Below are 11,041 nucleotides of genomic sequence, written 5' to 3'. Positions count from 1 at the left end.
AATTATTGCGAGGAAACCCCGCACCGGGAACGGTGCGGGGTTTTCTGCGTTTCCGGGGCGCTTTAGTGTCTCTGTATGCGCTACGACCTGGTTATCTTCGACAACGACGGCGTCCTCGTCGACAGTGAGCCGATCTCGAACCGGCTCCTGGCCGGCTATCTGAGCGAACTGGGGCACCCGACGTCGTACGAGGACTCCCTGCGGGACTACATGGGTGCCGCGATGCACCGGGTGCACGACCTCGTACTGGAGCGGACGGGGCGAAAGCTGCCCGAGGACTTCGACGACGTGTTCCACGGGCGGGTCTTCGCCGCGTTCGAGGAGGACCTCGAGGCCGTGCCCGGGGTCGTCGGCCTGCTGGAGAAGCTGGCGGTGGACGGGGTGCCGTACTGCGTGGCGTCCTCGGGGAGCCACGAGCGGATTCGGGTGGGGCATCGGAAGACCGGACTGGACCGGTGGTTCGACGACGGGCGCGTGTTCAGCTCCCAGGACGTGGGGCGCGGGAAGCCCGCTCCGGACCTGTTCCTGTACGCGGCGGAGCGGATGGGGGTCGCGCCGGAGCGGTGTGTCGTGGTGGAGGACAGTCCGCTGGGTGTGCGGGCGGCCGTCACGGCCGGGATGGACGTGTACGGGTTCACGGCGATGACGCCGGCCGGGAAGCTGGCCGAGGCCACCCGGCTCTTCCAGGACATGGAGGAGCTGGCGGGGTTGCTGACGACCTCACCGTAAAGCTGAGCAGAATTCATCTCTGGCTGGATCTACCCACGGGTAAGCGGGAGCTCTACGCTCGCCGCCATGACGGATGTGCTGCGGCGCGGCAGGGTCTCGTTGGCGTTCGGCTTCTTCGCCCAGGGCGTCGCCTTCGCTCTGCTGGTGACGCGGATCCCGGCCGTCCAGGACCGGTACGGGGTCTCCGACGCGCTGCTGCCCGTCTTCCTGGCCGCCGTGCCCGTCCTGGCGGGAGTCGGGAGCGTCGTGACCGGGCGCCTGGTGCGGCGGGTGCGGCCGAGCCGGCTGCTGCGGTGGTCCCAGCCGGTGGTGCTGCTGGCGCTGCTCGGTGTCGGCGCGGGGGACGGAGTGGTGGCGCTGGCCGTGGCGCTCGGCTTCTTCGGGCTCGCCGTGGGGGCGCTGGACGCCTCGATGAACATGCTCGGCGTGAGTCTCCAGCGGGCGTACGGGCGCAGCATCATGCTGGGGTTCCACGCGGCGTACAGCCTGGGCGGGATCCTTGGGGCCTCGCTGGCCTGGGCGGGGGCGTACTGGGACCTGGCGTTGTGGATGTCGTACCTGCCGGTCGTGGTGGTGCTGTTGCCGCTCGCGCTGGTGGGGAGCCGGTGGTACGTCGACGGGGAGGGCGCCGGGGCGGGTGGGCCGCGAGGGGTGGAGGGTGCGGGCGTCGGGCTCAAGGTGCTGTTGCCGTTGTGCCTGGTGATGACGTTCGCGTACATCGGGGACTCGACCGTTTCCAATTGGAGCGCCAAGTACCTCCAGGACGTACTGGGGAGTTCGGAGCAGCTCGCCACCGTGCCGTACAACGTGTACATGGTGACCACGCTGGTGGGGCGGGCGGTGGGGGACTTCGGGGTGCGGCGGTTCGGGGCCGTGGCGGTGGTGCGGGGCGGGGCCGTGGTCGCGGCGGGTGGGTTCGCCGTGGTGGCGGGGGCGCCCGGGGCCTGGTCGGGGATGCTCGGGTTCACGCTGCTGGGACTGGGCTTGTGCGTGCTGGTGCCGCAGACGTTCGCGGCGGCGGGGCGGCTGGCCGAGGAGAGGGGCGGCGGTCCGGGGGCGTCCGACGCGGCGGTGGCGCGGCTCAATGTGTTCAACTACGTCGGTTTCCTGATCGGTTCACCGTTGGTGGGGGCGCTCGGGGACGCTTGGAGCTATCGCGGGGCGATGCTCGTACCGATGGTGTTGGTGCTGGTGACGGTCGTGTACGCCCGGTCGTTCGAGGCTCAACCGGACCGATACGGTGGCGGGCATGAGCGGCCGCGCACAGCTGATGTGGGACGAGGCAGTAACGGGCTATGACTTCGGGCCGGAGCATCCGATGGACCCGGTCCGGCTCACCCTGACCCGGAGTCTGGTCGGTGCCCTGGGGCTCGACCGGGAGGTGGACGTCGTCGCGGCGCGGGCGGCGGGGGAGTCGACGCTGCGGCTCGTGCACCGGGAGGACTACATCGACGCGGTGAAGGCGGCGTCGGTGGAGCCGGACGCGGCGGACGTGTCGTACGGGCTCGGCACGGTGGACGATCCGGCCTTCGCGGGGATGCACGAGGTGTCCGCGCTGATCGCCGGGCAGTCGGTGGGGGCGGCGGAGGCGGTGTGGCGCGGGGAGGCGCTGCACGCGGTGAACTTCGCGGGCGGGCTGCACCACGCGATGCCGGGCGCGGCGTCCGGGTTCTGCGTGTACAACGACGCGGCGCTGGCGATCGCGCGGCTGCTGGAGCTGGGGGCCGAGCGGGTCGCGTACGTGGATGTGGACGTGCACCACGGGGACGGGGTGCAGGCGGCGTTCTGGGAGGATCCGCGGGTCCTGACGGTGTCGCTGCACGAGCATCCGCGGACGCTGTTTCCGCAGACCGGCTGGCCGGAGGAGACGGGGGCGGAGTGCGCGCAGGGGTCGGCGGTGAACGTCGCGCTGCCGGCCGGGACCGGGGACGCGGGGTGGCTGCGGGCGTTCCACGCGGTGGTGCCGGAGGTGCTGGCGGACTTCCGGCCGCAGGTGCTGGTGACGCAGCACGGGGCGGACACGCACTTCGAGGATCCGCTGGCGCACCTGGCGGTGTCGCTGGACGCGCAGCGGGCGGTGCAGGTGGCGTGCCACGATCTGGCGCACGAGTACGCCGGGGGGCGGTGGGTGGCGCTGGGGGGCGGTGGTTACGCCGTGGTGGACGTGGTGCCGCGGTCGTGGACGCATCTGGTGGGGATCGCGGCGGGGCGGCCGGTGGAGCCGGAGACGGTGATTCCGGAGGGGTGGCGGCAGGAGGTGTTCGCGCGGACGCGGCAGCTGGGGCCGATGCGGATGACTGATGGGCGGTGGCCGGTGGGGTGGGCGCCGTGGGAGGCGGGGTACGACCCTGCGGATCGGTTGGATCAGGCGGTGGTGGCGGCTCGGCGGGCGGTGTTTCCGTTGCGGGGGCTGTTGGCGTAGCGGGGTGCCGCTGGAGGGAGCGGGAACGTTACGCCGACCGTGGGTAGATTGCCGCGTTCCTCACCCGGGCGATGGCTGGGCCCGGCAGCATCGGGTTCGTGCTGACCCGTCGAGCTCTTCGGGCTCATCTTCTCGACGTTCGTCTTGCCGGGGTGGTGGCGACTTCCCGGGAGGTGAGTCTGCGGAGTTACCGGTTGTTCGCGGCGCGGGACCCGCGGGTGCTGATCGGGATCGATCCGGAGCGGGACTGGGGGCTCCGGGAGCTGCTCGGGCTGATGGCGGACAGATGCGGGGTTTCAGCCGATCCGTGTCGGACCGAGGGCCAGGACGTGATCGATCCGGACCGGACGCTGGCGGCTCTGGACGCGTTCGCCGGACGGCTCGCCGCCGTAGCTGAGCGTCGCGGTCCGGTGCTCCTCGGCACCGGGCACCCGCACCGGCTGCTCGGTTTCTACGTCGCCTTGGCCGAGGCGTTGTCGGCGGCGGGATGTGCCGTCCTCACCCCGGCGCAGGGTCGCAGTGTCGACATAACGACCCGGTTCGGTCTACGCACGTACAACCTCGACTACGTCCGGGGAGTCGCGTTGGTGCGGGAACCCGGCGCCGGGCGCGCCGGTGGTGAGCCCGGCGCGCACACGCATTCGCCGCTCCCGGTTCGTACCGCGCTGGCTGCCGCGGCCCACGTCGGCGGGCCGCTGCCCGAGTTGGTGATCGGGGACCACGGGTGGGCCTGCGGTGCAGGTCAGCTGGGGTTCGAGGCGATCGGGCCGGCCGATACGAACGATCCCGCGCTCTTCGTCGGTGAGGCCGAGGGGTCCCTGTCCGTGGTCGTTCCACTTGATGACGGTGTGCGGTCTGAGTACTACCGGCCGCTTACCCGCTACGTACTCAATCGGGCGTGTCTGTCACGGTAGGGATGTGATGGGTGCACCTCTTCCCCACTCGCATCACCCGCCCCTACATTGGGGAGTGAGCACGCAGCGACGAAGAGTCACCGGAAGGGGAAGCCGGTGGCCGTCGAGTGCGGAAGGTTCAGGTGTGTCATGGCTGCAGCTGGCGAAAGGCCTCTGAACGAGGTTCAGTTCCTTACCGTGGCGGAGGTCGCCTCGGTGATGCGCGTGTCCAAGATGACCGTGTACCGGTTGGTGCACAGCGGTCATCTGCCCGCGATCCGGGTGGGACGGTCGTTCCGCGTCCCGGAGCAAGCGGTTCACGAGTACCTCCGGGAGAGTTACGTGGGGGTGGAAACGGCCTGACGACCTCGATTACGACCTCAGCGCTCGGGCGGGTAGGCTGGCCCCTCGTAGGTCGTGTGGGCCCATGGCGCTCACCAACCGAGTGATGAGAAGTGAGCGAGGGTAGTCGTGGGCTCTGTTATCAAGAAGCGGCGTAAGCGGATGGCCAAGAAGAAGCACCGCAAGCTGCTGAAGCGCACGCGCGTTCAGCGTCGCAACAAGAAGTAAGCGACGCTGCGCCGTCAGCGTGGTCTGTGGCCCCCCACCGCATCCGGTGGGGGGCCACAGTCGTACCGGGCCCGGGCCGGGTGCGAATTCTCGTCACTTGCCGCGTCCGTCGGTCATCACAGCGCAACGCCGACCGGCTAAGTTGGCCCGCAGGCGGGGAACGCGGCAGGGTACGCAGCAGGGCGGAAGGAAGGCGCTGATCTTGGGCAAGGTCGTGCTCGTGACCGGAGTGGCCCGTCAGCTGGGCGGCCGGTTCGTCCGGCGCATCCAGCGTGATCCCGACGTGGACCGGGTGGTCGGTGTGGACGCCGTCGCGCCGGAGCATCATCTGGGCGGCGCCGAGTTCGTCCAGGCCGACATCCGGCAGTCGGCGATCGGGCGCATCCTCGCGGAGACGGGGGCCGACACCGTCGTCCACCTGGACGTCACGGGCACCCCGCTGGGCAGCGGCAGCCGTACGTCGGTCAAGGAGACCAACGTCATCGGCACGATGCAGCTGCTCGGTGCCTGCCAGAAGTCGCCGGCCGTGCGGCGGCTGGTGGTGAAGTCCAGTACGAACGTCTACGGGTCCGCGCCGCGCGACCCGGCCGTCTGCACGGAGACCACCGCGCCCAAGTCGCTGCCCAGCGGCGGCTTCGCCAAGGACGCCGTCGAGGTCGAGGGGTACGTGCGGGGCTTCGCCCGGCGCCGTCCGGATGTCGCGGTGACCGTGCTGCGGTTCGCCAACATCCTGGGGCCGGCCGCGGACACGCCGCTCGCCTCGTACTTCGGGCTGCCGGTGCTGCCGACGGTGTTCGGCTACGACCCGCGGCTGCAGTTCGTGCACGAGGACGACGTGATCGAGGTGCTGCGGATCTCCTCGCACGAGCCGCGGCGGGGCACGCTGAACAGCGGCACCTTCAACATCGCGGGCGACGGTGTCCTGACGCTCTCCCAGTGCTCGCGCCGGCTGGGCCGCCCGACGGTGCCGCTGCTGCTGCCCGCGGTCACCTGGGCGGGCTCGCTCGTGCGTACGCTGGGGATGACGGACTTCTCCCCCGAGCAGATCCGGCTGCTCACCCACGGGCGGGTGGTGGACACCACGCAGATGCGCGAGACCCTGGGTTTCCGGCCGAAGTACTCGACGGCCGGGGCGTTCGCGGACTTCGCGCGCGGCCGTGGCGCGGGTCTGCTGCCGCCCGAGGCCCTCGCGGGGGCCGTCGACCGGATCGCGGAGCTGTCCCTGCGGGGCAGCGGCCACCTCCCGACGCAGAGCGCCAACTGAGGAGCGCATCAACGATGGCGGACGCCAAGGTCATTCCGTTCGACGACGACCGGTCGCGGGGGAGCGGCGGCAGCGGGGGGAACGCGGCCCAGCGCCCGGCCCGGCGCCGGGGTACGGGGAGCCGGCGCAAGGGCTCGGCGGAGTCCGTGCCGGTCCGGGAGGTACAGCCGCTGCCGGTGCGGGGGGCCGCCGAGGACGGCGAGGCCGTGACGCCCGAGCCGCGGTCGTCCGAGGAAGGGGACGGAGGGCTGGAGCGGCGCGTGGCGGGCGGCCTGGCCTTCCTGCGCCGCCGTCTCACCGGTGATTACGAGGTCGACGACTTCGGCTACGACGCCGAGCTCACCGACCAGGTGCTGATGTCCATGCTCCGCCCGGTGTACGAGAAGTACTTCCGGGTCGAGGTGAAGGGCGTGGAGAACATCCCGGCCGAGGGCGGGGCGCTGATCGTGGCGAACCACTCGGGGACGCTGCCGCTGGACGGCCTGATGATGCAGGTCGCCGTGCACGACCACCATCCGGCCGACCGGCATCTGCGGCTGCTGGCGGCGGACCTGGTGTTCGTCCTGCCGGTGGTCAACGAGCTGGCCCGCAAGCTGGGGCACACGCTGGCCTGCGCGGAGGACGCCGAACGGCTGCTTGCCCAGGGTGAGCTGGTCGGGGTGATGCCGGAGGGCTTCAAGGGCATCGGCAAGCCGTTCAGCGAGCGTTACAAGCTCCAGCGTTTCGGGCGGGGCGGCTTCGTGTCGACGGCGCTGCGGCAGGGTGCGCCGATCATTCCGTGCTCGATCGTCGGCGCGGAGGAGATCTACCCGATGATCGGCAACGCCAAGACGCTGGCGCGGCTGCTGGGCTTCCCGTACTTCCCGCTGACGCCGACCTTCCCGTGGCTGGGGCCGCTGGGTGCGGTGCCGTTGCCGACGAAGTGGACGATCCAGTTCGGTGAGCCGATCCCGACGGACGGCTATCCGGCGGAGGCGGCCGAGGACCCGATGCTGATGTTCAACCTGACGGATCAGGTGCGGGAGCAGATCCAGCACACGCTGTACAAGTTGCTGGTGCAGCGGAGGTCGGTGTTCTTCTGAGACGAGGGTTCTTCTGAGACGGCGATGGGGGCGCCCCTCGTGCAGGGGCGCCCCCACGTGCTCACTCCGTGTCGTCCGCCTCGATGCCCAGGCCGGGCAGGAGGCCCGGGAGGAGGGGCGGGAGGGTGACGTCCGGCTGGGCGGGCGGGGTGTTGTCGCCCGTGGACGGGGAGGCGGGGCTGCTGGCCTCGGGCGGGTCGAGCAGGCCGCCCGTGCCGCCGCCGAGCAGGCCGTCGTTCTCCTGGCCGGAGCCGGTGGACTCGCTCGGCCGGCCGCTGTCCGTGCGCCCGCGCTCGGAGGTGCCGTCGTCGCCGGTGCTGGGCGCCGACGAGTGACCGCCGGAGCCGGGGGCGTCGCTGGTCGCCGATCCGGAGCTGCCCGGGCGGCCGTCGTCCGTGCCGCCGGTTTCCCGGTCCGGCGGCTGCGGCAGCATGGACTGCAGCGGCGCCACGTCGTCCTCTATGGCGTCGAACACCGACGACACCTGCTCGCTGACGTCCCCCAACTGCACGGGCAGCCGGTCGCGCAGGGCTCCCCAGGTCTCCCGGTGGGAGCGGGAGAAGGTGGAGAGGGCCTGCATGGGGGCCAGGGAGCCGGGGTCGCGTGCGTAGACCGCGCTGAGCAGCCGGTGGCCCTCGGAGGCGTCGTGCCGCATGCCGGACAGGGCGCGGCGGATCTCGCCGAGGGACTCGTGGTCGAGGGAGCCGCTGCGGCCGCGCTCCATCAGCCTGCGTGCCTCGTTCAGCCGGGTGGACGCCAGGTCCAGGTAGGCCCGGCCGCGCTCGTCGTCCCCGTCGGCGAGGCCGAGGCGGAAGTCCTCTATGCCGCGCTTGAGGCCGTAGAGCGAGTCACCGGGCAGGGCGTCCGAACTGGCTGCGGCGACTCCGCCGAAGGCTCCGGCGGCCACGCTCACGCTCAGCCCGCCCGCGGTGAGGCCCTTCGCCAGCCGCGAGCGCGGCCGGAACCTCTTCAGCGGGGCCGCCCGGTGGGTGCCGCGCGCCCGGCGCTGTTCGGGAACCGAAGGGTCCGCCGCTCCGCCCGCGGTGCCCTCCTGGAGCATGGCCTCGAACGCGGCCACCAGCTGGGCCCGCTGGACGACCTTGACCTCGGGATCAAGCTCGGGCCGCGGCAGTGTCTCCAGGCCGGTGGCAAGGGTCAACAGACGACCCTGCTCGGTCTGTTCCCCGGTGGATCCGGCGGTTGCCGGACCTCCGGACTGCTCGGCCGCCGCCCCGGGATCGGACTGCTCCTCCAGAGCCTGGGCGAAGGCGTTCGCCCGCCGGTGTGCCGATACGTTCGCGATCACTGGCGGCACCTCCTCTCGTCATGACGGTCGACTCCCCAGGGGGTCCTGAGGGTTGCACACCCCGACCGGAACCACCCGATCGTGTGATCGGAGTCGGCCAGGGGGTGACCACAGGGAGCCTGCATCCCGCACAACGAGTGGCGCGGCACTTGGGTTACGGACGGTGGATGATCGGACCGCTGTCTCAACGGACTTTCACCAGGGGTGACTTGGGGAACGCGAAGGGTGAGCGCCGGGAGAGCTCTCAGCGCGCGTCGTCCGGGAGGAGCCGGGCGAGGGTGCGTACGGCCCGGTACTGGAGCGTCTTGATGGCACCCTCGTTCTTGCCCATGACCCGGGCGGTTTCGGCGACCGAGAGGCCCTGGAGGAAGCGCAGGGTCACGCACTCCTGCTGCTGCGGGTTGAGCCGTCGTACGGCGTCCAGCAGGGCGGCGTTGGAGAGGGACTCGAGGACGGAGTCCTCGGGGGACCGCTCGACCTCGTTGGCGTCGAGCATCTCGCCGGTGGTGACCTCCAGCCGGAAGCGGCTGGACTTGAAGTGGTCGGCGACGAGGTTGCGGGCGATGGTCACCAGCCAGGCGCCGAAGTCGCGGCCCTGCCAGGTGAAGGTGCCGATGCGCCGCAGAGCCCGCAGGAAGGTCTCGCTGGTGAGGTCCTCGGCGGTCGCCTTGCCGCCCACCCGGTAGTAGATGTAGCGGTACACGGTGTCGCTGTACTGGTCGTAGAGCCGGCCGAAGGCCTCGGCCTCGCCGGCCTGGGCCCGTTCGACCAGGTCCATCATGCGGGCGCTGTCGCTGTCGGCGGCGGGGCGCCGGTGGGTGGCGGCGGCCCCGGACGAGGACGACCGCGCCCGTCTGCCGACGGCGGCGCCCGAGTCGGCCAGTGCGTAGCAAGGGCCGGCGGGGACGGTGGCCGTGGCGAGGGCGGGGACGGCGTACGCGGTGGGGACGAAGCCGCGCAACAGGTCTTGGGCTGTTTTGACCGTTGCGCGCAGCGTAGCCAGGCCCGAGGCGTCAACCCCGACGTGTGGGTACACGGGACTCCCAGAGGCAGAGCTTCCATCACGTGCAGTACGGAACCATTCACCCGTCGTAGCGAAGGTGGGGTGCCGGAATGCGTCTGAGGAGAATAACGCTTCGTGCAGGCACTGCTACGCCCAGTTGCTCAAATCATCGATTACGTCGCTTCCGTGCCCGATTGACGCTCGATCAGCTGCGACAGAGTGATCGGTTGATGACCGGATCGGTTCGGATTCCGTGTGACTACAGAGCGTGTTGTGGTCGATGTGAGGAAAGGGGACTGGAGAGGCTGCCTCGGGGGTACGTCACATCGATTGGCCCAACGACGGGGTGCGGTCAGCGGCGGCGGCGGTGCAGCGCGATGGCCGCCGCGGTGCCGCCGGCCACGGCGCCGACGCCCGCGGCCGCCGGGATGCCGACCTTGGCCGCCTTGCGGCCGGTGCGGTAGTCCCGCAGCCGCCACTCCAGCTCCCGGGCGTGCTTGCGCAGCTTGGAGTCCGGATTGATCGCGTACGGGTGGCCGACCAGCGACAGCATTGGGATGTCGTTGTGGGAGTCGCTGTAGGCGGCGCAGCGGGGCAGGTCCAGGCCCTCCGCCGTCGCCAGCGCCCGTACCGCCTCCGCCTTCGCGGGGCCGTGCAGGGGTTCGCCGACGAGCTTGCCCGTGTAGACGCCGCCGATCGACTCGGCCACCGTGCCCAGCGCGCCGGTCAGCCCGAGGCGGCGGGCGATCACCTGGGCGATCTCCACCGGGGCCGCGGTGACCAGCCAGACCTTCTGCCCGGCGTCCAGGTGGGCCTGGGCGAGGGCGCGGGTGCCCGGCCAGATCCGTTCGGCCATGTACTCGTCGTAGATCTCCTCGCCGATCGACCTCAGCTCGGAGACGCGGTGGCCCTTGACGATCGAGAGCGCGGAGTCGCGGGCGTCCTGCATGTGCTCCGGGTCCTCGAACCCGGCGAGCCGGAACCACGCCTGCTGCCAGGCGAACCGGGCGAGGTCGCGGGTCTCGAAGAACTTCCGCTTGTACAGACCCCGGCCGAAGTGGAAGATCGCCGCGCCCTGCATCACGGTGTTGTCGAGGTCGAAGAAGGCGGCCGCCCGCTCGTCGCCGTGGACCGGGAACTCGGGCTCCGCGCCGGTGTCGAGGGCGGTCGCCTCCGCGGACTGCGCGGATTTGCGTGCTGCCTCCGCCGAGGCCTCGCCTGCCAACACGCTCCGCGCCGTGGCGGAGCGCCTACGGGGGGTGAGCCATCGAAGAGCGGCCATGTCCGTGAGCATAGCCAGTTTGTTCGGGGGCTTCGGAGTCGAGAGGTTCGGAGGCTGTGAACTCTGGACGACCGCATCGTTACGAGGGCGGCCGCGCGCGGGAGAATGGCCGGCATGAGTCCCCTCTTCCGCCGAAAGCCCGCGACCGGCCCGCAGGCCCCGCGGGACCCGCAGCCGCACGGGACCCCGCAGGCGCACGGGGCCCCGCAGTCCGCTCAGTCCCCCGAGCACTCCGAGAACCATCTCGTCACCCTCATCCGCAAACCCGGCTGTCATCTGTGTGATGACGCACAGCTGGTCGTCGAGAAGGTCTGTGCCGACCTCGGTGTCCCCTGGGAGGGGAAGGACATCACCGAGGACCGCCAACTCCACGACGAGTACTGGGAACAGATCCCGGTCGTCCTGGTCGACGGCAGGCAGCACACCTTCTGGCGTGTGAACGAGGAACGCCTGCGCAAGGCACTGACCGACCAGTACAAGTAGTCCGGAT

At 71.0% G+C, this 11,041-nt stretch carries 12 protein-coding genes; 9 read left to right on the top strand and 3 right to left on the bottom strand.

The genetic code is table 11. From position 1 onward, the window contains the following. The first annotated feature begins 75 nt into the window (after positions 1-75). The 8 genes from AMK11_RS10955 to AMK11_RS10920 all read left to right on the top strand — a co-directional run bounded on the left by AMK11_RS10955 (position 76) and on the right by AMK11_RS10920 (position 6,960). Positions 76-729 carry an HAD family hydrolase gene (locus AMK11_RS10955; RefSeq protein ID WP_073725614.1) on the top strand — a complete coding sequence of 218 codons (654 nt, stop codon included), beginning with the start codon at positions 76-78 and terminating at the stop codon, positions 727-729. Positions 730-795: 66 nt separating this feature from the next. Then, complete coding sequence (locus tag AMK11_RS10950; RefSeq protein ID WP_079187344.1) at positions 796-2,028, top strand: MFS transporter; 1,233 nt, start codon at positions 796-798, stop codon at positions 2,026-2,028. Further along, a complete protein-coding gene (locus tag AMK11_RS10945; RefSeq protein WP_073725783.1) occupies positions 1,979-3,151 on the top strand; it encodes an acetoin utilization protein AcuC in 1,173 nt (390 codons plus the stop codon). Before AMK11_RS10950 ends, AMK11_RS10945 begins: the two co-directional genes overlap by 50 nt. Positions 3,152-3,249: 98 nt before the next feature. Further along, complete coding sequence (locus AMK11_RS10940; RefSeq protein ID WP_073725779.1) at positions 3,250-4,065, top strand: phosphatase; 816 nt, start codon at positions 3,250-3,252, stop codon at positions 4,063-4,065. A 129-nt stretch (positions 4,066-4,194) separates the two neighbouring features. After that, complete coding sequence (locus AMK11_RS10935) at positions 4,195-4,407, top strand: helix-turn-helix domain-containing protein (protein WP_004984898.1); 213 nt, start codon at positions 4,195-4,197, stop codon at positions 4,405-4,407. Positions 4,408-4,515: 108 nt separating this feature from the next. After that, on the top strand, positions 4,516-4,614 hold the full coding sequence (locus AMK11_RS10930) for a 30S ribosomal protein bS22 (protein WP_003948845.1): 99 nt from the start codon (positions 4,516-4,518) through the stop codon (positions 4,612-4,614). Between the two features lie 202 nt (positions 4,615-4,816). Beyond that, positions 4,817-5,878 carry an NAD-dependent epimerase/dehydratase family protein gene (locus AMK11_RS10925; protein ID WP_073725612.1) on the top strand — a complete coding sequence of 354 codons (1,062 nt, stop codon included), beginning with the start codon at positions 4,817-4,819 and terminating at the stop codon, positions 5,876-5,878. 14 nt (positions 5,879-5,892) lie between these two features. Next, positions 5,893-6,960 carry a lysophospholipid acyltransferase family protein gene (locus AMK11_RS10920; RefSeq protein ID WP_073725610.1) on the top strand — a complete coding sequence of 356 codons (1,068 nt, stop codon included), beginning with the start codon at positions 5,893-5,895 and terminating at the stop codon, positions 6,958-6,960. Positions 6,961-7,021: 61 nt separating this feature from the next. Here the strand turns inward: AMK11_RS10920 and AMK11_RS10915 are convergent, their stop codons facing one another. From AMK11_RS10915 to AMK11_RS10905, 3 genes are all read right to left on the bottom strand, one after another. Next, complete coding sequence (locus AMK11_RS10915; RefSeq protein WP_073725608.1) at positions 7,022-8,266, bottom strand: DUF5667 domain-containing protein; 1,245 nt, start codon at positions 8,264-8,266, stop codon at positions 7,022-7,024. Between the two features lie 244 nt (positions 8,267-8,510). Then, positions 8,511-9,302 (bottom strand): ECF subfamily RNA polymerase sigma factor, BldN family, encoded by a 792-nt coding sequence (locus AMK11_RS10910; protein ID WP_073725606.1) that lies wholly within the window; start codon positions 9,300-9,302, stop codon positions 8,511-8,513. Between the two features lie 319 nt (positions 9,303-9,621). Then, positions 9,622-10,551, bottom strand: coding sequence for an HAD family hydrolase (locus AMK11_RS10905; protein WP_073725777.1), 930 nt, complete (start codon positions 10,549-10,551; stop codon positions 9,622-9,624). Positions 10,552-10,656: 105 nt separating this feature from the next. Here AMK11_RS10905 and AMK11_RS39110 point away from each other — a divergent pair, with 105 nt between their 5' ends. After that, complete coding sequence (locus tag AMK11_RS39110; RefSeq protein WP_073725604.1) at positions 10,657-11,034, top strand: glutaredoxin family protein; 378 nt, start codon at positions 10,657-10,659, stop codon at positions 11,032-11,034. Positions 11,035-11,041: the final 7 nt, after the last annotated feature.

The sequence above is a fragment of the Streptomyces sp. CB02414 genome (assembly GCF_001905385.1).
Lineage (GTDB): Bacteria > Actinomycetota > Actinomycetes > Streptomycetales > Streptomycetaceae > Streptomyces.
This window is presented reverse-complemented; position numbering and strand designations above follow the sequence as displayed.

Bases quoted from the DNA above. Each gene is read 5' to 3' on its own strand.
- AMK11_RS10945 (WP_073725783.1), top strand. From the start codon at position 1,979: ATGAGCGGCCGCGCACAGCTGATGTGGGACGAGGCAGTAACGGGCTAT.
- AMK11_RS10935 (WP_004984898.1), top strand. From the start codon at position 4,195: ATGGCTGCAGCTGGCGAAAGGCCTCTGAACGAGGTTCAGTTCCTTACC.
- AMK11_RS10905 (WP_073725777.1), bottom strand. From the start codon at position 10,551: ATGGCCGCTCTTCGATGGCTCACCCCCCGTAGGCGCTCCGCCACGGCG.
- AMK11_RS39110 (WP_073725604.1), top strand. From the start codon at position 10,657: ATGGCCGGCATGAGTCCCCTCTTCCGCCGAAAGCCCGCGACCGGCCCG.
- AMK11_RS10950 (WP_079187344.1), top strand. From the start codon at position 796: ATGACGGATGTGCTGCGGCGCGGCAGGGTCTCGTTGGCGTTCGGCTTC.
- AMK11_RS10920 (WP_073725610.1), top strand. From the start codon at position 5,893: ATGGCGGACGCCAAGGTCATTCCGTTCGACGACGACCGGTCGCGGGGG.
- AMK11_RS10955 (WP_073725614.1), top strand. From the start codon at position 76: ATGCGCTACGACCTGGTTATCTTCGACAACGACGGCGTCCTCGTCGAC.